Raw genomic sequence first — 22,198 nt, 5'->3', positions numbered from 1 at the left:
AAGGAGAAGCGGAGGGGGAGGCCCCGCCTGTCGGGGTCTCCGTCTCCGTATCCGTCTCCGTCCCGGTCCCGCAGGTCACCGAGAACGCCACCGCGTTCGACGTGGCCCGCACCGGAGTCCGCACCTCCACGCGCACGGCGCTCTCGAACGCGCCGCTGTCGTCGTGCGTCGTCACCACCACGGTGTCCCGACGCGAACGGCAGCCGACCTCCGCGGGCAGCCGCCCCACCGTGAACGCCGCCGTGAACAGGGCGCCCGGTCGTGCGGCGCCGGACAGTCACCCGAGTAGTGGGTGCGCGAGCCCGTCACGGACACCTTCACCCACGCCTCGCGCTCCAGCCGGACGTACATCCGCCCGACGTCTGCCCGCGGCAGTCCGGTGGGGGCGCGCACCTCCTTGACTGCGACCTCGCGGTGCAGCACCTCGTCGCGGGCGCGCCACACGGTGCCCATGCCGCCCTCGCCGAGCGGGGACAGGAGCCGGTAGCGGCCGGCGATCACACGCTCACCGTCGGGTTCTCCGGACACGGTCGCCCCCTATGACGTCGCGCGCGGACCCTTCACAAAGTAGCCCAGCCCGGTGCGGATGCCGCCCCCCTGACGCCGATCCGGCCCCGCGACTGGCGTTTTCGGGCCGCCCGTCCGTAACCCCTGCGGAGGGCGTGCCGTCGCGCGCGCCCGGCGGTGACGTCGACGGGCCGGACGCGGTCCGCGGAGAGGGGGACCGGGTGGAGGCGGACGAGCTGCTGGTGCTCGTGGCGGACGGCGACCAGAAGGCGTTCGAGGAGCTGTACGGACAGGTGTCGGGGCCGGTGTTCGGGCTCGTGCTGCGCGTGGTGCGCGACCCCGCCCAGTCGGAGGAAGTGGCGCAGGAGGTGCTGCTCGAACTCTGGCGGTCCGCGGCACGGTTCGACCCGCGCCGGGGAAGCGCCCTGTCGTGGATCCTCACCGTCGCCCACCGCCGCGCCGTCGACCGGGTGCGCAGCGCCCGCGCCGCCGGTGAACGCGAACGGCGCGAGGCCCGCCGCGCCCACCACCCCGCCTTCGACCAGGTCTCGGAGGAGGTCGAGGCGGGGCTCGAACGCGAGTGGGTGCGGCGCTGCCTCGACCGCCTGACCGCACTGCAGCGCCAGTCGGTCACCCTCGCCTACTACGACGGCTACACCTACCGGGAGGTGGCCGAGCGCCTCTGCCTCCCGCTGGGCACGGTCAAGACCAGGATGCGGGACGGACTGGGCCGCCTGCGCGACTGCCTGGGAGGCGCCGCATGAGCCCCTTCGGCCGACTGCCGGTCCGTCGCCGCGGCACCCTCCACTCACTCGCCGCCCCCTACGCCCTGGACGCCCTGGACGGCGCCGAACGGGTCCGCTTCGAACGGCACCTGGCGGGCTGCGGCCGGTGCGCCGCCGAGGTGCGGACGCTGTCCGAGGACGCCGTCCGGCTGGCCTGGTCCACGGCCGCCCCGGCGCCGCACGCGCTGCGCGAGCGGGTCCTGGCCGCCGTACGCGCCACGGCGCAGGAGCCCGCGCCCGCCGACGGGCCCGTCCTGCGCCTGCCGGCCCACGTGTGGTGCGGGCGGTCCGCGGCCGAGCACTCCCGCGGGGTCCGGCCGCGTCCCCTGCTCGTACCCCTCGCCACGGTGACGGCCGCCGCGGCGCTCGTGGTCGCCTCGCTCTTCGCCGTGCGGGCCGACCACACCCAGGACGAGCTGGACATCGCACGCGACCGGACACGTGAGATCGCCCACGTTCTCGCCGCTCCGGACGTCCGTGCGACGCGCGGCGCGGACGCACGCGGCCGCGGTGTCGCGGTGGTCGCCTCCGCCTCCAGGGGGCGCGCGGTGGTGACCCTCAGCGGGTACGGGGAGCCGTCGGGCGACCGCGTGCGCCAACTGTGGCTGATGCGCCCCGGCGCCCAGCCGCGCTCCCTCGGGCTCTTCGACGGCGACACGCCCCTGATCGCCTCCGGCCTCGGCCGCTCCGCCTCGTCACTCGCGGTGACGGTCGAACCCGGCGGGGGGTCGGACCTGCCGACGAGTGAGCCGGTCGTCCAACTCGCCCTGGAATCTGTCGGATTCGGAGAGTAATCGTCAACCCCCTTACGGGGAAGGTGAATCCTGTGACCGCGATACACGCATGCCGTACCGGGGCGATAGGGTTACCCTGCCCGGGCCGGGTGGACTCGTACGGGTGGGGAGTGACATGGAACAGATAACAGTGCGCAGCAGGGCAAGGGTCCCTGCGATCACCTGCGGGAGCAGCGCGACCAGCTCGCGCCTCGACCGTCATCTCGCGGTACTCGGAGGGCCCGCCCTCCCGCCGCGGGAGACCGTGGAGGCGACGTCGCTGATGCGTGAGCTGACCGCGCGTGAGCCCGCGCACAAGCGCAGCAACAGGGGCGCCAGGGTGCGTCGGGTCTCGCTGTTCGCGCCACTGCGCCGTCTGCGCCGCTCGCTGTTCGGCGGCAACTGAGGGCCCGCGCTCCGGAGGTCACACCTCCCGGCGCGGCGCCGCTGCACTCGTCCGTCATCCCCACGGCACGCAGCGGCGCTCCGGTGTGCTCCCGAGCGCGGCTCGATCCCGGTACACCCGGCTCCGTACGCCCGTATGTAGGTCCGTCCCGCCGTCTCCCCACCGGCGGTGACGTGCCCCGGCTCGTTCAGCGGTCTCCGCGCGCGGACCGGCGCACCGGAACCGCGCCCTGACGCACCGCCACACCTGGCTGCCCCGCCTGATGTCCCCCGTCTACGGCTTCAGCCCCAACGCCCTGCGCCACCTGGAGCACTGCCTGGCCTGCCTCGACCCCTTCGAGGCGCCCCACGGCGAGATCGCCACCGCCGAGAGCGGGGCCCCGCCTCCGCAGGGGTTCACAGCAGCGCCAGCTGCCCCTCCGGTCCCTCCTCCCGGTCGTCCAGGACGGAGGCGGGGCGGCGGGCCGACGCAGGCACCGGCAGGACGCCCGCCGCGCGCAGCTCGGTGGCGGTGATCCCGTCCGTGACTGTCAACTCCCGGCACTCCTGCCGTACTTCGGCGAGCAGCGCCAGGACCGTGATCAGCTCCAGCAGCTCGGACGTCCACGACTGCGGCCAGCCGGCCGGACGGATCGCGGTGAGCGTGCCCGGCTCGCCCTCGGCCGTGCGGGCCGCGAACCACTGCTCGAGCACCCGGACCCCGCCCACCTCGAAGTCCCAGGCGCCGGGCGGCACGGGGGAGACGCGGCCCTCGTCCAGGAAGAGGGCCTCCTCGTCCCGGTCGTAGCGCAGCGTCAGCGGGCGCGGCGGCAGCGGGGCGCGGACGTACGGGCGGCGGCCGCCGGGCAGCTTGGGGCGTTCCCCGTCGCGGCGCATCAGCCACAGGGCGCGGCGGCCCAGCGCGACCCCGCGTTCCCACAGCGCGGGGTCCGCGGTGAGCGGGACCAGCGCGCCGGGCCGTACGGCCGCCACCGACCAGGCGAGCACGTCCAGTGGGCCGGGGCGCAGGCCGAGGCGGGCGGCCAGGTGGTCCAGGAGGCCCGGGGCGAGGTTGGGCTCCGCGCCGCCGGGGCGCCGGTGCAGCGGGCGGACGCGGGCCGGGCCGAACAGCGGCAGCAGCGAGGTCCCGACGAGCAGCGGCCCGCCGGCGGCGTCGGGCACCTCCACGACGAACACCTGCCGCTCGTCCGCCACCCGCCACAGCTCCGGACGGGCCGCGTCGATCAGCCGGTGGTCGGGGATCAGCCACTGCTCGTCGAACGGCGCCCGCAGCACCCGGACCGGCTCGGGGCAGGGCCCCGTGGCGCGCGCCAGCCGCTCGGTGCCCCCGGCGCCGCCCGGCAGCCGTCCGACCGCCGAGTACGGCGTGCGCGAGCGGGTCGGCTCGAACAGGGTCGCGCGGTCGGGTCCCTCGGCCTTCAGCAGGGCGTCCCAGCGGGCCTTGAGGGACGCCGCGTCGGGAGCCGCCGGCCACCCCCGGCCGAGCCGCGGCGGTGCGACGGACCACGGCATGAGGTCCGCCAGCGGCGGGGCGTCGTCGTGCGTCACGCCGGGCATCGTACGACGGGGCGGCGCGGCCTCATGTGGCATCCAGGGTGACCGTGAAGGAGAAGCGGTCGCCCCGGTAGTGGATGACGGCCACGTCGAGGACCCGGCCCGCGCTGTCGTAGGTGATGCCCGTGTAATGCAGGATCGGGCTGAGCAGCGGGACTTCGAGCAGCCGCGCCGTCTCCGGGTCGGCGAGCCGGGCCTCGACGGTGTCCGTGATCCGGCTGATGTCCATCCCCACCACGTCCCGCAGCACCTTGGTCATCGGCCACCGGGTGAGGTCGTCCACGTCGATGCGCCCGGCCACTTCGGGACGGACGTAGTTGCGGGCGTGGTTGGTCGGCTCGCCGGTCTTCTCGTCGCAGCGCAGCCGGTGGTACGTCGCCACCTCGGGCAGCTCCGGGAAGAACTCGGCGAGTTCGGACGGCACGGGAGCGGTGCCGTGGTCCAGCAGCTCGGCCTTCATGCCGGACTGCTGGGCCACGATCGCGTCCACCGAGCCGAGCAGCCGCACCGGGGCGCCCCGCCGGGCGTGCGGCTCGATGAACGTGCCCCGCCGGCGGTGGCGGGTGATCAGCCCCTCGTCCTCCAGCTCCTTCAGCGCCTGCCGCATGGTCAGCACGCTCACCCCGTAGTGCCCGGCCAGCTGCTCCTCGGTGGGCAGACGCAGCGGGTCCCGGGGCGAGCGGCCGAGTATCGAGGCGCGCAGCGACTGCGACACCTGGTACCAGAGCGGCAGCTTGCGGTTCAGGACGATGGAGTCCGGGGCGAAGGAGGTCACGGGCCATCCGTACCGGTAGGCAATCCTCAGTGCAAGGGGCGGAAGTGGCGCTCCAGGCCCTGCCAGACGTCGTCGTAGCGGGGTTGCAGGTGCTCGGCGCGGGCCGCCTGGGGGGTGAGGGTCACCGGCCACCGGGTCTCGAACATGAACGCCAGCCCGTCGTCGATCCGCTGCGGCTTCAGCTCGGCGGCGCTCGCCCGGTCGAAGGTCTCCCGGTCCGGGCCGTGCGCGGACATCATGTTGTGCAGCGAGCCGCCGCCCGGTACGAAGCCCTCCGCCTTCGCGTCGTAGGCGCCCTCGATCAGGCCCATGTACTCGCTCATCACGTTGCGGTGGAAGTACGGCGGCCGGAAGGTGTCCTCGCCCACCAGCCAGCGCGGCGCGAACACCACGAAGTCCACGCCCGCCAGGCCCGGCGTGTCCGACGGGGAGGTGAGCACCGTGAAGATCGACGGGTCCGGGTGGTCGTAGGAGATGGTGCCGATGACGTTGAAGCGGCGCAGGTCGTAGACGTACGGCACGTGGTTGCCGTGCCAGGCGACGACGTCCAGCGGGGAGTGGTCGTACTCGGCGGTCCACAGGTTGCCGCAGAACTTGTTGACCACCTCCACCGGACCCTCGTCCTCCTCGAAAGAGGCGACCGGCGCGCGGAAGTCCCGGGCGTTGGCGAGGCCGTTGGCGCCGATCGGGCCGAGGTCGGGGAGCTGGAAGGGGGCGCCGTAGTTCTCGCAGACGTAGCCGCGGGCGTCCTCGTCCAGCAACTCCACGCGGAAGCGGACCCCGCGCGGGATCAGTGCCACGTGGCCCGGCTCGGCGTGCAGCAGCCCGAACTCGGTGCGCAGCAGCAGTCCGCCGCGCTCCGGGACGATCAGCAGCTCGCCGTCCGCGTCGCTGAAGACGCGCTCCATGGACGCCGTCGCGTGGTAGAGGTGCACGGCCATGCCGGTGCGCTGGGTCGCGTCGCCGTTGCCGCCGAGCGTCCACAGGCTCGCGACGAAGTCGGTGGCGGGCCCGGGCACCGGCAGCGGGTTCCACCGCAGGCGGTTCGGGTCCGGCACGGCCTGGTTGAAGGGCGCCGTGCGGATCGTGCCGTTGCCCGAACGGGTGAACGCCGGGTGCGCGGCCGACGGGCGGATGCGGTACAGCCACGAGCGCCGGTTGTGCGCCCTCGGCTCCGTGAACGCCGTGCCGCTCAGCTGCTCCGCGTACAGGCCCAGTGGCGCCCGCTGCGGCGAGTTCCGGCCCTCGGGCAGGGCGCCCGCCACGGCCTCCGAGCTGTGCTCGTTGCCGAAACCGGACAGATAGGCCAGTCCCTCCGCGGTCTTGCGCGCGTCCCCGCTCATCGATCGCTCCCTCGCAACCCGTTCCCGTCCGATTCCTATGGCACACCGTAGGATTGCGGTTTCCCGTGCGCAAGGGGGCACAAGAGGACTTCCCCGCTCCGCGCCTTCTCCGTCGTACGTCGTGAGGATGACCGGAACCAGACCCCCGGGGGATCCGGAGTGTCGGACCCGTGTTCTAGTCTCGCGTCATGTCGTGGACGCGGGGAGTGCTCGCCGTGCTCGCGGTCTGTGTCCTGCTGTTGACGGGATCGGCGGGCTGCGGCTCCGGTGACGTGGAGGAACCGGAGGCCGGTGATTCGGCCACGCCGGTGGGCAAGCTGCTCGACGCCACCGACGAGGAGGGCCGGCGCTACCGCGAGGTGGCCGCCGAGCACGCCCCCGAGGTCGGGATCGAGGTGCAGCCCGAGGCCGACGACAGCTGGGACGTCCGCCTGACCGTCCGCGACTTCCGCTTCTCGCCGGGCGGCACGGAGGCGAAGGCGGTGGCCGGCCGCGGCGTCGCCCACCTCTTCCTCGACGGCGACCTCCTCACCCGCCTGCGCGGCCCCCGCTACCGTCTGCCCGCCGGCCTGGTCCCGCGCGGCACCCACCAGATCACCGTCCGCCTGTACGCGGACGACGACACCGTCTGGGCCGTCGACGGCGAGCCCGTCGAGAGCACGGCGGACATCACGGCGTCGGACGCCGAGCCGACCGGGGCGACGCGGCCGGAGGAGATCGAGGGGTCGAAGGTCACCGAACCGGCGGCGGACCGATGAGCGCGGCGGCTCTGCTCACGCGATGCGTCGGAGGGCCGGGCCCCGGCGGTGCCCCCGGCCGTACCGGAGGTCACGGTTCACCCGGCCGGTCCTGGAGGGCATCATGAGCAGCGTGTCCCATGCGACCCCGCTCCGCCGCGCCCCCGTGCAGCGGCGCAGCGCCGAACGGCTGACCCGCATCCTCGACGCCTGCGCCGACCTCCTCGACGAGGTGGGCTACGACGCCCTGAGCACCCGGGCCGTGGCACAGCGCGCGGACGTCCCCATCGGATCGGTGTACCGCTTCTTCGGCAACAAGCGGCAGATGGCCGACGCCCTGGCCCAGCGCAACCTGGAGCGCTACGCGGAGCGCGTGACCGAACGGCTGACGGAGACGGGCGACGGCGGCTGGCGCGGTGCGCTGGACGCCGTGCTCGACGAGTACCTCGCGATGAAGCGGACCGCGCCCGGCTTCTCCCTGATCGACTTCGGCAACCAGATACCGGTCGGCGACCGCCACGCCGTCCCCAACCACCGGGTCGCCGAGCGGCTCACCGAACTGCTCTCCGGCTACCTGGGCCGCCGCCCCGACGACGACATGCGCCGCGTCTTCCTCGTCGCCGTGGAGACCGCCGACACCCTCGTACAACTCGCCTTCCGGGTCGCCCCGGACGGGGACGAGAAGATCATCGAAGAGGCCCGGGAGCTGCTGCGGGCGTATCTGGGGCGGGTCCTGGACTGACGGGCCTCCGTCCACCGTTCACGCGGCATTCGGTGCAGGGCCTCCCCAACATGCCTACCGGTCGGTATGCTCGCGCCGAGAGGTCAACGCCGCCGCCCTCCCGGGAGGACCCGTGCCCCGCACCGCCCTGCGTATCTGCCCCCTGTGCGAGGCCACCTGCGGCCTGGCCCTCACCGTCGACGGCACCACGGTCACCGCCGCCCGCGGCGACCGGGACGACGTCTTCAGCCGCGGCTTCATCTGCCCCAAGGGCGCCTCCTTCGGGGCCGTCGACTCCGACCCCGACCGGCTGCGCGCGCCCCTGGTGCGCAGGGACGGTGAGCTGCGTGAGGCCACCTGGGAAGAGGCCTTCGACGCGGTCGCCGCCGGTGTCCGGCCCCTCTTCGAGCGGTACGGGCCGCACTCCGTCGGCGTGGTCCTCGGCAACCCCAACGTCCACACCATGGCCGGCGCCCTCTACCCCAACGTCCTGCTCGGCGCCCTCGGCACCCGCAGCCTCTTCACCGCGTCCACCGTCGACCAGATGCCCAAGCACGTCTCCAGCGGGCTGCTCTTCGGCGACGCGAACGCCATCCCGGTGCCCGACCTCGACCGCACCGACCACCTGCTCCTGCTCGGCGCCAACCCGCTGGAGTCCAACGGCAGTCTGTGCACCGCCCCCGACTTCCCCGGCCGGCTCAAGGCGCTCAGGGCCCGCGGCGGCACCCTCACCGTCGTCGACCCGCGCCGCACCCGCACCGCGAAGCTCGCCGACCGGCACGTGGCGATCCGCCCCGGCACCGACGCGCTGCTGCTGGCCGCGATGGCCCACGTGCTGTACGAGGAGGACCTGGTCGACCTCGGCGCCCTCGCCCCGCACGTCGAGGGGGTCGGCGAAGTCCGCCACGCCCTGCGCGACTTCACCCCCGAGTCCGTCGCCGCCGCCTGCGACGTGGCACCGGACGTGACCCGCGCCCTCGCCCGCGAACTCGCCGCCGCCCCCACCGCCGCCGTCTACGGCCGCATCGGCAGCTGCACCGTCGCGCACGGCACCCTCGCCAGCTGGCTCGTGGACGTCCTCAACATCCTCACCGGCAACCTCGACCGGCCCGGCGGCGCGCTCTTCCCGCAGGCCGCCACCGACCGGACCCCGCGCCCCGCCGGACCCGGCCGCGGGTTCGCGCTCGGCCGCTGGCACTCCCGGGTGAGCGGACACCCCGAGGCGAAGGGCGAGCTGCCGCTGTCCGCCCTCGCCGAGGAGATCGACACCGCCACCGGCACCGGCGAACCGGTCCGCGCGCTGCTCACCGTCGCCGCCAACCCCGTGCTGTCCGCGCCCGACGGCGACCGGCTCGACAAGGCGCTGGACTCCCTCGACTTCATGGTGAGCGTCGACCCCTACCTCAACGAGACCTCGCGCCACGCCCACGTCGTCCTGCCGCCGCCCCCGCCGGCCCAGAGCCCGCACCACGACTTCGCCTTCAACACCCTCGCCGTGCGCAACCAGGTCCGCTACACCCGCCCCGCCGTCCCGCTGGAGCCCGGCAGGATGGCCGAGACGGAGATCCTCGCCCGGCTCACCCTGGCCGTCACCGGCGCGCACGGCACCGACCCCGGCGCCGTGGACGCCCTGGTGATCGAGCAGACCCTCGCCAAGGCCGTACAGGAGCCGCACTCACCCGTGCACGGCCGCGACCCCGGTGAACTCACCGCCCTGCTCACCGGCGAGGACGGCCCCGAACGGCGGCTCGACCTGATGCTGCGCCTCGGCCCCTACGGCGACGGCTTCGGCGCCCGGCCGGACGGGCTCAGCCTCGAACGCCTCCTCGCCCACCCGCACGGAATCGACCTCGGCCCGCTGCGCCCGCGCCTGCCGCAGCCGCTGAAGACCCGCAGCGGCAAGGTGGAACTGCTGCCGGGTCCGATCGCCGCCGACCTGCCGCGCCTCGTGCGGGCCCGCGCCGCACGCCCCGCCGGGCTCGTCCTGGTCGGCCGCCGCCACCTGCGCTCCAACAACAGCTGGATGCACAACATCCCCACCCTGACCGGCGGCTCCAACCGCTGCACCCTGCACGTGCATCCCGAGGACGCCGAACGGCTGGGTGTGCGCGGTGCGCAACCGGTGCGCGTGACGGGGCCCGGGGGAGCGGTGACCGTCCCCGTCGAGGTCACCGACACCGTCCGGCCCGGCGTGGTCAGCCTCCCGCACGGCTGGGGCCACGACCGGCCCGGCACCCGCCAGACGCACGCCGCCGCCGATCCCGGCGTCAACGTCAACCAGCTCCTCGACGGCGGCACGCTCGACCCGCTCTCGGGCAACGCCGTCCTCAACGGCGTACCCGTAACGCTCACACCGCTGACCGGCGCAGAGCTGTGACCTGGAGTTTTGCGCTTATTGCTCGCATGTCAAAGTCTTGTTAACGCTCCCTTACGCCCCCTAACGTCGCTCGCACCGCCTGCCCCGGTGGGATGTTCAAGGGCGAACGTTAGGTACTCACTCATGCTGACCATCCTCGGCTTCGCCATGATCGCGACCTTCCTGGTCCTGATCATGATGAAGAAGATGTCGCCGATCGCGGCGCTCGTGCTGATTCCCGCGCTGTTCTGCGTGCTCGTCGGCAAGGGCGCCCATCTCGGCGACTACGTCATCGACGGCGTGTCCAGCCTCGCCCCCACCGCGGCGATGCTCATGTTCGCGATCGTCTACTTCGGTGTGATGATCGACGTCGGGCTCTTCGACCCGATCGTCCGGGCCATCCTGAAGTTCTGCAAGGCAGACCCGATGCGCATCGTCGTCGGCACGGCCCTGCTCGCCGCGATCGTCTCGCTGGACGGCGACGGCTCCACCACCTTCATGATCACGGTCTCGGCGATGTACCCGCTGTACAAGCGGCTCAAGATGAGCCTGGTCGTGATGACCGGTGTCGCCGCGATGGCCAACGGCGTGATGAACACGCTGCCCTGGGGCGGCCCCACCGCCCGCGCCGCCACCGCGCTGAAGGTCGACGCCACCGACATCTTCGTCCCGATGATCCCGGCCCTGGCCGTCGGCCTCGTCGCGGTCGTCGTCCTGGCGTACGTGCTCGGTCTGCGCGAGCGCCGGCGGGTGGGGACGCTGTCGCTGGACGAGGTGCTGGCGCGGGAGCCGGAGAGCGAGACGGTGCTGGTCGGTGCGGGTGCGGGTGCGGGTGCTGGTGCCGGTTCGGGTTCGGCCTCCGGTGCCGGTACGGACAAGGCGCCCGGGGGTGGCGCGGGCACCGGCGGTTCCGGTGATGTCGCCGCCGCCCATGACGGCGAGTCCGACGACGACTTCAAGGGCCTCGACCCCGACCGGCCGACGCTGCGTCCCAAGCTGTACTGGTTCAACGCGCTGCTCACGGTCGCGCTGCTCACCGCCATGATCATGGAGCTGCTGCCGATCCCGGTGCTCTTCCTGCTCGGCGCCGCGCTCGCCCTCACGGTCAACTTCCCGCACATCCCCGACCAGAAGGCCCGCATCGCGGCCCACGCCGACAACGTCCTCAACGTCTCCGGCATGGTCTTCGCCGCCGCCGTCTTCACCGGCGTCCTCACCGGCACCGGCATGGTCGACCACATGGCCAACTGGCTCGTCGACACCATCCCCGACGGCATGGGGCCGCACATGGGCCTGGTGACCGGCCTGCTGAGCCTGCCGCTCACCTACTTCATGTCGAACGACGGCTTCTACTTCGGCGTCCTGCCGGTGCTCGCGGAGGCCGGTCAGGCACACGGCGTGTCGACGCTGGAGATCGCCCGCGCCTCGATCGTCGGACAGCCGCTGCACATGTCCAGCCCGCTCGTCCCGGCCGTGTACGTCCTGGTCGGCATGGCCAAGGTCGAGTTCGGCGACCACACGCGGTTCGTGGTGAAGTGGGCCGTCCTGACGAGCCTGGTGATCCTCGCGGCGGGCATCCTGTTCGGCATCATCTGACCGTCGCAGATCGTCCAGGGACTGTCGGGAAAGGACACGATCATGGTGCCCGGTGGGAACCGCGGCTGGCTGCTCCGCCTCGTCATCGCCTTCGGCTTCGCGCAGGGGGCGGTGTCGATGGCCCGGCCCGCGGTCTCCTACCGGGCCCTCGCGCTGGGCGCCGACGAACGGGCCGTCGGTGTCATCGCCGGGGTGTACGCGCTGCTGCCCCTGTTCGCCGCCGTTCCGCTGGGCCGCCGCACCGACCACGGCCGCTGCGCGCCGCTGCTGCCCGTCGGGGTGGTGCTCATCGCCGGGGGCTGCGCGCTCAGCGGTGTCGCCGGGTCCCTGGGGACGATGGCCCTGTGGAGCGGCGTCATGGGCCTCGGGCACCTCTGCTTCGTCATCGGCGCCCAGTCCCTGGTCGCCCGCCAGTCCGCGCCGCACGAACAGGACCGCAACTTCGGCCACTTCACCATCGGCGCCTCGCTCGGCCAGCTGATCGGCCCCATCGCCGCGGGCGCGCTGATCGGGGGTCCCGACATGGCAGGCAGCAGCGCGCTGGCCCTGCTGGTGGCGGGCGCGGGCGCGGCGATCGCCTTCACCTCCCTGTGGCGCATAGAGCACCCCCAAGCCGCCGAGACCGGTGCGCGACGGGGTGCGCGCGTCCCCGTGGGGAGCATCCTGCGCGCCCGGGGCGTGCCCGCGGGCATCCTGATCAGCCTCTCCGTGCTCTCCGCGACCGACATCCTCACCGCCTACCTGCCGGTGGTCGGCGAGCACCGGGGGATCTCCCCGGCCGTGATCGGCGTACTGCTCAGTCTGCGGGCCGCCGCCACGATCGCCTGCCGGCTCGTGCTGACGCCCCTGCTGCGGCTGCTCGGCCGCACGGTGCTGCTCACGGTCACGTGTCTGCTGGCCGCCCTGCTGTGCGCCGGGGTCGCGCTGCCGGTGCCGGTGTGGGCGCTCGCGCTGATGCTGGTCGTCCTCGGCTTCTGCCTGGGCGTCGGCCAGCCGCTGTCCATGACCACGGTCGTCCAGGCGGCCCCCGACGAGGCGCGCTCCACGGCCCTCGCCCTGCGCCTGACCGGCAACCGCCTCGGCCAGGTCGCCGCACCCGCCGCCGCGGGCCTGATCGCGGGCGTCGCGGGGGTGGCCGCGCCGTTCGTGATGCTGGGCGGGCTGCTGCTGCTCTCCTCCGGTGTCGCTCTGCGGGCCCCGTCCGCGGGTGCGGGCGGCGGGCGGCGTCCGGCGGTGGGGCAGGATGTCCCGGACCGGTCCGGCGGCAGGCGGCGGTGCCGGCAAGCGAAGGGATGAGCATGATGCTGCTCCTGCTGTCCGTGGTCGTCCTCCTCGTCGTCGGCGGCTGCGCCTGCGTGGTGTGGGCCGCCCGCGGTGGCCCGCCCTGGACGCGCGCGGTGGCGCGGACGACCCTGGCGGCGGGCGAACTGGTGCGCGCCTCCGGCCGCTCCGGCGGCAACCGCGGCCGGGGCGGCGACGCGGACTGACCCGGCGCCTGCGCGAGGGCCGGCCGGTTTGATCACCCCATGAGACGCTCCGCGCCCTGAATCCGGGCGTCCGCTTTCTCACCAGATGGACGTTCGCGTCGAGTTGCGGTCCAGCGTCTTCCCCCGACCGGGCACGGTCCGTTAACTTCCGTGACTCACACGCCCCGTACGACCCGCACGAGGGCGTCCGACCGCGGAGCACCAGAGCCCAGTGAGCCCCCGGGGGCACCTCCATGACACGCGCCATCTCCCTGCACGACGTGAGCAAGACCTACGCGCGAGGCGTCCGCGTGGTGGACCGGCTGTCGCTGGACATCGCGCCGGGCGAGTTCCTCGTCCTGCTCGGCCCCTCCGGCTGCGGCAAGTCGACCGTGCTGCGCATGATCGCCGGGCTGGAGGAGATCACCGAGGGCGAGCTGATGCTGGACGGCGCGTACGCCAACGACCTGCTCCCCGCCGAACGGCGCATGGCGATGGTCTTCCAGAACTTCGCCCTGTACCCCAACATGACCACCCGCGGGAACATCGGCTTCCCGCTGCGCGTCGAGGACCCGCAGACCGACCCCCGCCCCCGCGTGGACGCCACCGCCCGCATGCTGGGCATCGAGGACCTCCTCGACCGCCTCCCCGCCCAGCTCTCCGGCGGTGAACGCCAGCGGGTCGCGATGGGCCGGGCCATCGCCCGCCACCCCACCGCCTTCCTGATGGACGAGCCGCTGTCCAACCTCGACGCCAAGCTCCGCAACCACCTGCGCGCCGAGATCACCCGGCTGACCCGGGAGCTGGGCGTCACCACGATCTACGTCACCCACGACCAGTCCGAGGCCATGTCGCTGGGCGACCGCGTCGCCGTCCTGCGCGGCGGGGTGCTCCAGCAGGTCGACACCCCGCGCGCCGTCTACGCCCTGCCCCGCAACGTCTTCGTCGCCGCCTTCATCGGCACCCCGCGCATCAACCTGCTGCGCGGCCTCGTGCGCGCACCGCTCGACGGGGCGATGACCATCAGCCTGGGCAAGCAGTTCCTGCGCCTGCCCGAACCGCTCTCGCTGGACCACCAGTTGCTCCGCGTCCAGCAGGGCCGCGAGGTGATCGTGGGCCTGCGTTCGGAGGCCGTGAGGATCGCGAAGCCCTCCTCCGCCCGCCCCGGCGAGGTGTTGCTCACCGGGCTGGTGGAGCACGTCGAGTTCCAGGGGCACGAGGTCCTCGTGCACTTCAACACCGGTTCGCAGCCGGCCGTCGTGCCCGACCTGGAGGCCCCGCGCCCCGTCACCCGCCCGGCCCGGCGCCGCCGCCGCGACGGCACGGTCCTGGACCGGCTGCGGGAGCGGGCGGGTGCCCTGCGCGCCGGACCGGTGGTCGTCATGGACGAACCGGAGGAGCCCGAGCCCGCGGTCGCTCCGCCCGACGGCCGCCTCCCCGGCGACCTCATCGTCCGGACCACCCCCGACATCGACCTCCGCCACGGCATGCAGGTGCCCCTCCTCGTCGACCTGGCCCACCTGTTCGTCTTCGACCAGCACGGCGACCGCATCTGCCCCGCCCCGGCGCGGCTGCCCGACCTGGAGGAGTGACCCGCCCCGGCTTCGCGTTCCGGGAGGGTGAGCCGCGCCACCATCGTGGGAGCCCCTGGTGCCGTAAAACTAACGGCGCTAGTTTGGGGTCGGACGACGAGGCCCGCCCGGAAGGAACGCGATGAAGGCACACGACGGCATGTACATCGACGGAGCCTGGCGCCCCGCCGACGGCCGGGACACGATCGAGGTCGTGAACCCGGCCGACGAGCAGGTGATCGGACACGTGCCCGCCGGCAACGCCCTGGACGTCGACAGCGCCGTACGGGCCGCCCGCGCCGCCCTGCCGGGCTGGGCCGCCACCCCGCCCGCCGAGCGGGCCGCGCGCCTGGCCGCCCTGCGGGACGTCCTGGTGGCCCGCAAGGACGAGATCGCCGAGACGGTCACCGCCGAACTGGGCTCCCCGCTGAAGTTCTCGCAGGCCGTGCACGCCGCCGCCCCGATCGCGGTCGCGGGCTCCTACGCCGAGCTGGCGGCGACGTACGCCTTCGAGGAGAAGGTCGGCAACTCCGTGGTCCACCAGGAGCCGGTCGGCGTGGTCGGCGCCATCACCCCCTGGAACTACCCGCTCCACCAGATCGTCGCCAAGGTCGCCCCGGCGCTCGCGGCCGGCTGCACCCTCGTACTCAAGCCCGCCGAGGACACCCCGCTCACCGCGCAGCTCTTCGCCGAGGCGGTGCACGAGGCGGGCGTCCCGGCGGGCGTCTTCAACCTGGTCACCGGCCTCGGCCCGGTCGCCGGACAGGCGCTCGCCGAACACCCCGGCGTCGACCTGGTCTCCTTCACCGGCTCCACCGCCGTCGGCCGCCGGATCGGCGCCACCGCGGGCGCCGCCGTCAAGCGGGTCGCCCTGGAACTCGGCGGCAAGTCCGCCAACGTGATCCTGCCCAGCGCCGACCTGGCCAAGGCCGTCAACGTCGGCGTCGCCAACGTGATGTCCAACTCCGGCCAGACGTGCAGCGCCTGGACCCGGATGCTGGTCCACCGCGACCAGTACGACGAGGCGGTGTCGCTCGCCGCCGAGGCCGCCGCGAAGTACGGCGACCGGATCGGCCCCGTCGTCAACGCCAAGCAGCAGGCGCGGGTGCGCGGCTACATCGAGAAGGGCGTCGCCGAGGGCGCGCGCCTGGTCGCGGGCGGCCCCGAAGCCCCGCGCGAGCAGGGGTACTTCGTCAGCCCGACCGTCTTCGCCGACGTGCGCGAGGACATGACCATCGCCCAGGAGGAGATCTTCGGCCCGGTCCTCTCCCTCCTGCGCTACGAGGACGAGGACGACGCCCTGCGGATCGCCAACGGCACGGTCTACGGCCTCGCCGGTGCCGTCTGGGCCGGGGAGGAGGCCGAGGCGGTCGCCTTCGCCCGCCGGATGGACACCGGGCAGGTCGACATCAACGGCGGCCGGTTCAACCCGCTGGCACCCTTCGGCGGCTACAAGCAGTCCGGCGTGGGCCGCGAACTGGGCGCGCACGGCCTCGCCGAGTACCTCCAGACCAAGTCCCTCCAGTTCTAGCCCGCTTCTAGCCGTAGGGGAGCCGTCCACGTCATGGCCGTCCGTACCGCAGTCCGTGCCGCCGTCGTATCAGCACCGGGGGCCCCGCTGGAGGTCACCGGGATCGAGCTGCCCGAGCCCGGCCCCGGCCGGGTCCGGGTGCGGCTCGCCGCCGCCGGGGTCTGCCACTCCGACCTGTCCCTGTCCAACGGCACCATGCGCGTGCCGCTGCCCGCCGTCCTCGGTCACGAGGGCGCCGGTACCGTCGTCGCCGTCGGCGAGGGCGTCACCCACGTCGCGCCCGGCGACGCGGTCGTCCTCAACTGGGCCCCGTCCTGCGGCGCCTGCCACGCCTGCTCGCTCGGCGAGGTCTGGCTGTGCGCCAACGCCCTGGCCGGCGCCGCCGACGTGCACGCCCGCCGCGCCGACGACGGCACCGACCTGCACCCCGGGCTGAACGTCGCCGCGTTCGCCGAGGAGACGGTGGTGGCCGCGTCCTGCGTCCTGCCCGCCCCCGAGGGCATCCCCCTCGCCGAGGCGGCGCTGCTCGGCTGCGCCGTCCTCACCGGCTACGGCGCCGTCCACCACTCGGCGAAGGTGCGCGAGGGAGAGACGGTCGCGGTCTTCGGCGCCGGGGGAGTGGGTCTCGCCACCCTCCAGGCGGCCCGGATCGCGGGCGCGTCGAAGATCGTCGCGGTCGACGTGTCCCCCGAGAAGGAGGAGCTGGCCCGCGCCGCGGGTGCCACCGACTACGTGCTCGCCTCCGACACCACCGCCCGCGAGATCCGCGCCCTCACCGGCAAGCAGGGCGTCGACGTCGCCGTGGAGTGCGTCGGCCGCGCGGTCACCATCCGCACCGCCTGGGAGTCCACCCGGCGCGGCGGCCGCACCACGGTCGTCGGCATCGGCGGCAAGGACCAGCAGGTCACCTTCAACGCCCTGGAGATCTTCCACTGGGGCCGCACCCTCTCCGGCTGCGTCTACGGCAACGCCGACCCCGCCCGCGACCTCCCGGTCCTGGCCGAACACGCCCGCGCCGGCCGCCTCGACCTCGGCGCCCTGGTCACGGAACGCATCGCCCTGGACGGCATCCCGGCGGCCTTCGAGAACATGCTGGCGGGCAAGGGCGGCCGGGCCCTGGTGGTCTTCTAGCCCGCTCCGGCAAGAGCCCAGAGGCGGAGGCCCGGGCGGCGACGCGGGCCGCCGGTCGCCCGGGACTCCGTGGGCAGCCTCACGGCACGGCGCGGGCGGCACGGCGTGGGCGCACGGGTGGGAAGGGCCCGGGGCCGCTCACCCAGGCCCCTCCGGCGGTGCCGCGGGTCCTCCGACGGCGCCCAGGTCCCCGGGGCGGGCGCTCCGCTCGGCTCCCCGCGCCGGGCACGTGGCGGGCGGGTCCTAGACGCGGCCCGCCCCCTCGCGTCGCGGCTCCGCCGTGGGCTCGGCCGGGCCGGAGGGCGCGGCCGTGCGCCTTCGCGAGCGGGACACCGCCACGCCCGCCAGGCACAGCGCGCCGCCCGCCAGGGTGAGCAGCCCCGGTACCTCACCCAGCGCCAGCCACGACATCAGTACGACCAGCGCGGGTACGGCGTACGTGGTCGCGCCCATGCGGCCGGCGGTCGTACGGGCCAGGGCGTACGCCCACGTGGTGAACGCCAGCGCGGTCGGGAACACGCCCAGGTACACCATGTTGAGCGTGGCGGACACCGGGGCGTCGGCCGCCTCGTGCACCAGCTGCCCGGCGAACGGCAGACACAGCACCGCCCCCACCAGGCAGCCGAACGTCGTCACCTGAAGGGCGCTCGCGTGCGCCAGCGCGGGTTTCTGGGCCACCACCCCGCCCGCGTACGCCACCGCGGCCAGCAGGCACAGCACCACCCCGAACAGCGAGGAACCGCCCTCGCCCGACATGGACAGCCCCACGGTCACCGCACCGGCGAAGGACACCGCCATCCCCGCCAGCAGCCGCGGCGGCAGCGCGTCGCCCAGCAGCCGGGCACCCAGCAGGGCGATGAGGATCGGACCGACGTTCACCACGAGGGCGGCCGTACCGGCGTCCACCTGCTGTTCGCCCCAGTTCAGGACGACCATGTAGAAGCCGAACCACAGCACCCCCGATATCGCGATCCCGCGCCACGCGGAGCGCGGCGGCACGCCCTCCCGGCGCAGCAGACAGATCACGCCGAGGGCCAGGGCCCCCGACAGCAGCCGCCCGAGCGCCAGCGCGCCCGGCGAGTACGCCTCACCCGCACTGCGGATCGAGACGAACGCGGACGCCCACAGCACGACGGTGACGGTGGCGGCGCCGGCCGCGAGCAGTTCCGGACGGCGGTGCGGGGAGAGGACACGGGACGCGCGGGCGGTGCTCATCATGCTCCAGAGGCTAGGTGGCAGGAATGGGTGTGTGCTCGCGGATTTCGGACGGTGAACCGGTGCCGGTGCCGGGGACGGACGGCTTTCAGCGCAGCGCCGCCGGGTCGATGCCCAGCAGTTCCGACAGCGCGTCCTCGCCCGCCGGTGTCACCTTCACCGCACGCTCCGAGCCGATGCGCACGCACCAGCCGCTGTCCAGGGCGTGCCGGCACAGCGCCGCGCCCGCGACGCCGGCGAGGTGGGGGCGGCGCTCGGTCCAGTCGAGGCAGGCCCGGGCCAGCGGCCGGCGCCCGGTACGCCGCAGGGGGATCCCGGCGGCGTCGAACCAGGCGAGCCCGGCGTCAGTGAGGGCGAAACCGGTGTCCTGACGCAGCAGTTCGCGCTCGGTCAGCGCGTCGGTGACCGCGATCCCGAGCCGTCCGGCGAGATGGTCGTAGCAGGTGCGGCCCGCGGCCATCGCCGACCCGGCGCTGGAGGCCCGCAGCGTGCGCGGACGTCGGGCCTGGGGCGCCGTCTGTGCGGCCAGGTCCTCCACCAGCTGTGCGACCCGTTCGTCGGCGAGCCGCACGTACCGGTGCCGCCCCTGCCGCTCCTCGGCGAGCAGCCCGCCCGCGACGAGCTTGCCGAGGTGCTCGCTCAGCGTCGACGCGGCCACCCCCGCGTACCGGGCGAGTTCACCGGCGGTCCAGGCCCGCCCGTCGAGCAGTGCCAGCAGGCACGCGGCCCTGCTCTCGTCGGCGATCAGCCCGGCCAGTCGCGCCAGTCCGGGTGCGCCCGGGTCCTTCGAGGTCATGTCCCCAGGATGCGGCACGGACGGTTCGGCGAACGCCGAAGTATCCGCGCCTAGGCGGTCGGGCACCAGGAGGGTGGAGGAAATAATGATGTTTATCAACCTATTCTTTCCTAAGGGGGTGAAAACGCGGGCGAGCTGGAGGCGGCATGGTGGAAGCGGATGTTCGGCACCGGAACAACGTCCACGTGACCGGCGATCCCGACGGGCCGGTGGTGGTGCTGGCCCACGGGTTCGGCTGCGACCAGAACATGTGGCGCCTGGTGGTGCCCAGGCTGGCCGGGCGCTACACGGTCGTCCTGTTCGACTACGTCGGGTCGGGCCGGTCCGACCCGTCGGCCTGGGTCCCCGAGCGGTACGCGTCGCTGGACGGCTACGCACAGGACGTGGTCGACGTCCTGCGGGCGCTGGACCTGCGCCGGGTGACGTTCGTCGGGCATTCGGTGAGCGCGATGGCCGGAGTCCTGGCCGCCCGCAGGTCACCCGACCGGATCGGATCCCTGATCATGGTCACCCCCTCCCCGCGCTACATCGACGACGACGGGTACCGCGGCGGCTTCACGCCGGACGACATCGAGGAACTGCTGGCCTCTCTGGACTCGAACTACCTCGGCTGGTCGTCCGCGATGGCGCCGGTGATCATGGGCAACCCCGACCGGCCGGAGCTGGGCCAGGAGCTGACCGACAGCTTCTGCGCGACCGACCCGGCGATGGCCCGGGTGTTCGCGCGCACCACGTTCCTCTCGGACAACCGTGGGGACCTGGACGGGGTGAAGGTCCCCACGCTGGTCCTCGAATGCGCCGAGGACGCCATCGCTCCCCGGGGGGTCGGCTCGTTCGTGCGGTCGCGCATCCCCGGTGCCCGGCTGGTCACGCTGGACGCCACCGGACACTGCCCGCAGCTCAGCGCCCCCGAGGCCACCGCCGACGCCGTACTCGACTTCCTGGACCGTGTCCATGGCGCCCGGCCGGACTCCTGACCCCGCGCCCGGCGACGACCGGGGTGAGCGGGTGCCCCCGGCCGGCGCGCCCGGTCCGGAGGACAGCGCCGAGGAACTCTACGACGCCGCGCCCTGCGGCTTCCTGTCCACCGCCCTGGACGGCACCGTCATCAAGGTCAACGCGACGCTGCTGGACTGGCTCGGCCTCGAGCGGCGCGAAGTGGTGGGCCGGATGCGCTTCGCCGACCTGCTCACCGTCGGTGGGAAGCTCTACCACGAGACCCACTTCGCACCCCTGCTGAGCCTGCGGGGCGAGATCGGCGGGATCGCGCTGGAGATGCGGACGGCGACGGGCGGACGGCTGCCGGTGCTCGTCTCCGCCGCGGTCAAGAGGGACGCGGACGGTGCGCCGGTACTGATCCGCACCACGGTCTTCGACGCCTCCGAGCGACGCGCCTACGAGGAGGAACTGCTGCGCCGCAGGACGGCCGCCGACGAGGCCCGCGACCTGGCGGAGACGGCGCGGCGGGAGGCGGAGGCGGCGCGGCGGGAGGCGGAGGCGGCGCGCTCCCGCTCCGAGGCGGACCGGGCCCGGCTCACCGACGCCCTCGCCGTGCTCCAGCAGGCCCTGCTGCCCGCCGACCTGCCCACCGTCCCGGGCCTGGACGTGGCCTCCTACTACTACACGGCCTCGCCCGACCGGCTCGGCGGCGACTTCTACGACCTGTTCGCCCTCGGCGCGGGGCGCTGGGCCTTCTTCCTCGGCGACGTGAGCGGCAAGGGCCCCAGGGCAGCCGCCGTCACGTCCCTCACCCGCTACACTCTGCGGGCGGCCGTCTTCCACGACTCCGACCCGGTCAGCGCCCTGGCCACGCTCAACGCCGTCCTCCACGACCGCTACGGTCTCGAGGCCGACCCGCGCCACTGCACCGCCGTCGTCGGCGTCGTCGAACCGGACGCCGCCCGCGGCCGCACGAGGGTCCGCCTCGCTTCCGGCGGTCACCCGCCGGCGCTTGTGCTGCGGTCCGGCGCCCCGGTCGACGGTCCGGGGCGTGCCGACTACCTCACCACCCCTGGCGGCATGCTGGTCGGCGCGCTGCCCGACGCCGTCTTCACCCCCGCCACCACCGTCCTCGACCCCGGCGACACCCTGCTGCTCTACACCGACGGCCTGACCGAGGCCCGCACGGACCCCGACCGCACCACCCTCTACGGCGAGGAACGGCTGCGGGACTTCGCCGCCCGGCAGGCCTCCACGGCGCCCGGCGACGTGATCGCCGCCGTGGCCGACCTGCTGGAGAAGCTCGGCGACGGTGTCGACGACGACACCGCCCTGCTCGCCCTGGGGGTCCCTAGCCGTCCCGGGTGAACCGCTCGTACTGCTGTGCCAGCCCGTCCAGCAGCGCAGTCAGGCCGGTCTCGAAGGCCCGCTCGTCGATCTTCTCCTGCTGCTCGGCCAGGAGGTGGGCCTGCTGGAGGTGCGGGTAGTCGGCGGGGTCGTAGGCGCCCGCGTCGTCCACGAAGCCGCCGGCGAAGGAACCGAGGGCCGAGCCCATGATGAAGTACCGCATCAGCGCGCCGATGGACGTGGCCTGGGCCGGGGGCCAGCCCGCCCGGACCATCGCGCCGTAGACGGCGTCCGCCAGGTGCAGCGCGGCCGGGCGGCGGCCGGGGCCGTGGGCCAGTACCGGGACGATGTTGGGGTGGTCGCGCAGGGCCTTCCGGTAGGAGACGGCCCAGTCGTGCAGTGCGGTCCGCCACTCCCGGCCGTCCTCGAACATCGACAGGTCGACCTGGGCGCTCACCGAGTCGGCGACGGCCTCCAGGATCTCGTCCTTCGTGCGGAAGTGGTTGTAGAGCGAGGGCCCGCTGACCCCCAGTTCCGCGGCCAGCCGGCGCGTGGAGACGGCCGCGAGACCCTCCGCGTCCACCAGCGCGCGGGCCGTGTCGACGATCCGGTCGGTGCTGAGCAGGGGCTTGCGCGGTCGGGCCATGGCG

20 protein-coding genes and 2 pseudogenes are annotated in these 22,198 nt (G+C 73.8%); 15 read left to right on the top strand and 7 right to left on the bottom strand.

Going from position 1 to position 22,198, the window contains the following annotated elements; all coding sequences use genetic code 11:
- Positions 1 to 306: 306 nt before the first annotated feature.
- Positions 307 to 501, bottom strand: a pseudogene (locus tag ACGH52_RS09100) (serine/threonine protein kinase); the annotation flags it as partial.
- 227 nt (positions 502 to 728) lie between these two features.
- On the opposite strand from ACGH52_RS09100, the gene ACGH52_RS09095 reads away from it, so the two are divergent.
- The 4 genes and pseudogenes from ACGH52_RS09095 to ACGH52_RS09080 all read left to right on the top strand — a co-directional run.
- Complete coding sequence (locus ACGH52_RS09095) at positions 729 to 1,271, top strand: sigma-70 family RNA polymerase sigma factor (RefSeq protein WP_210976778.1); 543 nt, start codon at positions 729 to 731, stop codon at positions 1,269 to 1,271.
- Positions 1,268 to 2,086 (top strand): anti-sigma factor domain-containing protein, encoded by an 819-nt coding sequence (locus ACGH52_RS09090; protein WP_399938523.1) that lies wholly within the window; start codon positions 1,268 to 1,270, stop codon positions 2,084 to 2,086. Before ACGH52_RS09095 ends, ACGH52_RS09090 begins: the two co-directional genes overlap by 4 nt.
- 115 nt (positions 2,087 to 2,201) lie before the next feature.
- On the top strand, positions 2,202 to 2,471 hold the full coding sequence (locus ACGH52_RS09085) for a hypothetical protein (protein WP_003977105.1): 270 nt from the start codon (positions 2,202 to 2,204) through the stop codon (positions 2,469 to 2,471).
- 211 nt (positions 2,472 to 2,682) lie between these two features.
- Positions 2,683 to 2,823, top strand: a pseudogene (locus ACGH52_RS09080) (TetR/AcrR family transcriptional regulator); the annotation flags it as partial.
- 43 nt (positions 2,824 to 2,866) lie between these two features.
- Here the strand turns inward: ACGH52_RS09080 and ACGH52_RS09075 are convergent.
- From ACGH52_RS09075 to hmgA, 3 genes are read right to left on the bottom strand one after another with little or no spacing between them, the layout of a single operon-like run.
- A complete protein-coding gene (locus tag ACGH52_RS09075) occupies positions 2,867 to 4,027 on the bottom strand; it encodes a type ISP restriction/modification enzyme (RefSeq protein WP_399938521.1) in 1,161 nt (386 codons plus the stop codon).
- A 22-nt stretch (positions 4,028 to 4,049) separates the two neighbouring features.
- Positions 4,050 to 4,799 carry a GntR family transcriptional regulator gene (locus ACGH52_RS09070; RefSeq protein ID WP_076973632.1) on the bottom strand — a complete coding sequence of 250 codons (750 nt, stop codon included), beginning with the start codon at positions 4,797 to 4,799 and terminating at the stop codon, positions 4,050 to 4,052.
- A 26-nt stretch (positions 4,800 to 4,825) separates the two neighbouring features.
- Positions 4,826 to 6,142, bottom strand: coding sequence for a homogentisate 1,2-dioxygenase (gene hmgA, locus ACGH52_RS09065; protein WP_076973631.1), 1,317 nt, complete (start codon positions 6,140 to 6,142; stop codon positions 4,826 to 4,828).
- 188 nt (positions 6,143 to 6,330) lie between these two features.
- On the opposite strand from hmgA, the gene ACGH52_RS09060 reads away from it, so the two are divergent.
- The 9 genes from ACGH52_RS09060 to ACGH52_RS09020 all read left to right on the top strand — a co-directional run bounded on the left by ACGH52_RS09060 (position 6,331) and on the right by ACGH52_RS09020 (position 17,251).
- Complete coding sequence (locus ACGH52_RS09060) at positions 6,331 to 6,900, top strand: hypothetical protein (RefSeq protein ID WP_399938519.1); 570 nt, start codon at positions 6,331 to 6,333, stop codon at positions 6,898 to 6,900.
- Positions 6,901 to 7,003: 103 nt separating this feature from the next.
- Positions 7,004 to 7,621 (top strand): TetR/AcrR family transcriptional regulator, encoded by a 618-nt coding sequence (locus tag ACGH52_RS09055; RefSeq protein ID WP_121704158.1) that lies wholly within the window; start codon positions 7,004 to 7,006, stop codon positions 7,619 to 7,621.
- Positions 7,622 to 7,733: 112 nt separating this feature from the next.
- Positions 7,734 to 9,977: a molybdopterin-dependent oxidoreductase gene (locus tag ACGH52_RS09050; RefSeq protein WP_399938517.1), complete on the top strand. Its 2,244-nt coding sequence runs from the start codon at positions 7,734 to 7,736 to the stop codon at positions 9,975 to 9,977.
- Between the two features lie 123 nt (positions 9,978 to 10,100).
- Positions 10,101 to 11,552, top strand: a complete 1,452-nt coding sequence (locus ACGH52_RS09045) for a CitMHS family transporter (RefSeq protein WP_399938516.1) — start codon at positions 10,101 to 10,103, stop codon at positions 11,550 to 11,552.
- Positions 11,553 to 11,594: 42 nt separating this feature from the next.
- Positions 11,595 to 12,848, top strand: a complete 1,254-nt coding sequence (locus ACGH52_RS09040; RefSeq protein WP_399938514.1) for an MFS transporter — start codon at positions 11,595 to 11,597, stop codon at positions 12,846 to 12,848.
- 2 nt (positions 12,849 to 12,850) lie between these two features.
- The gene (locus ACGH52_RS09035) at positions 12,851 to 13,039 is read left to right on the top strand and encodes a hypothetical protein (protein ID WP_399938512.1); all 189 of its coding nucleotides are present in this window, start codon (positions 12,851 to 12,853) and stop codon (positions 13,037 to 13,039) included.
- Positions 13,040 to 13,272: 233 nt separating this feature from the next.
- Positions 13,273 to 14,610 carry an ABC transporter ATP-binding protein gene (locus ACGH52_RS09030; protein WP_076973625.1) on the top strand — a complete coding sequence of 446 codons (1,338 nt, stop codon included), beginning with the start codon at positions 13,273 to 13,275 and terminating at the stop codon, positions 14,608 to 14,610.
- Between the two features lie 121 nt (positions 14,611 to 14,731).
- On the top strand, positions 14,732 to 16,120 hold the full coding sequence (locus tag ACGH52_RS09025) for an aldehyde dehydrogenase family protein (RefSeq protein WP_059299716.1): 1,389 nt from the start codon (positions 14,732 to 14,734) through the stop codon (positions 16,118 to 16,120).
- Positions 16,121 to 16,153: 33 nt separating this feature from the next.
- Positions 16,154 to 17,251, top strand: coding sequence for a Zn-dependent alcohol dehydrogenase (locus ACGH52_RS09020; RefSeq protein ID WP_076973623.1), 1,098 nt, complete (start codon positions 16,154 to 16,156; stop codon positions 17,249 to 17,251).
- A 243-nt stretch (positions 17,252 to 17,494) separates the two neighbouring features.
- On the opposite strand, the gene ACGH52_RS09015 is transcribed toward ACGH52_RS09020, so the two are convergent.
- Positions 17,495 to 18,469 (bottom strand): DMT family transporter, encoded by a 975-nt coding sequence (locus tag ACGH52_RS09015; RefSeq protein ID WP_121704165.1) that lies wholly within the window; start codon positions 18,467 to 18,469, stop codon positions 17,495 to 17,497.
- An 85-nt stretch (positions 18,470 to 18,554) separates the two neighbouring features.
- The gene (locus ACGH52_RS09010; RefSeq protein ID WP_121704166.1) at positions 18,555 to 19,262 is read right to left on the bottom strand and encodes a helix-turn-helix transcriptional regulator; all 708 of its coding nucleotides are present in this window, start codon (positions 19,260 to 19,262) and stop codon (positions 18,555 to 18,557) included.
- A gap of 146 nt (positions 19,263 to 19,408) precedes the next feature.
- Between ACGH52_RS09010 and ACGH52_RS09005 the strand changes: the two genes are divergently transcribed.
- A complete protein-coding gene (locus ACGH52_RS09005) occupies positions 19,409 to 20,239 on the top strand; it encodes an alpha/beta fold hydrolase (RefSeq protein WP_121704167.1) in 831 nt (276 codons plus the stop codon).
- Positions 20,217 to 21,569: a PP2C family protein-serine/threonine phosphatase gene (locus tag ACGH52_RS09000; protein WP_399938509.1), complete on the top strand. Its 1,353-nt coding sequence runs from the start codon at positions 20,217 to 20,219 to the stop codon at positions 21,567 to 21,569. Before ACGH52_RS09005 ends, ACGH52_RS09000 begins: the two co-directional genes overlap by 23 nt.
- Here ACGH52_RS09000 and ACGH52_RS08995 read toward each other — a convergent pair.
- On the bottom strand, positions 21,553 to 22,194 hold the full coding sequence (locus ACGH52_RS08995; protein ID WP_358746058.1) for a TetR/AcrR family transcriptional regulator: 642 nt from the start codon (positions 22,192 to 22,194) through the stop codon (positions 21,553 to 21,555). The two genes, ACGH52_RS09000 and ACGH52_RS08995, sit on opposite strands and share 17 nt — an antisense overlap.
- Between the last annotated feature and the right edge of the window lie 4 nt (positions 22,195 to 22,198).

The organism is Streptomyces sp. BBFR25 (genome assembly GCF_044590125.1).
Lineage (GTDB): Bacteria > Actinomycetota > Actinomycetes > Streptomycetales > Streptomycetaceae > Streptomyces > Streptomyces canus_D.
Note: the sequence above shows the minus strand (reverse complement) of the source record. Positions and strands in the feature narration are given on the sequence as shown.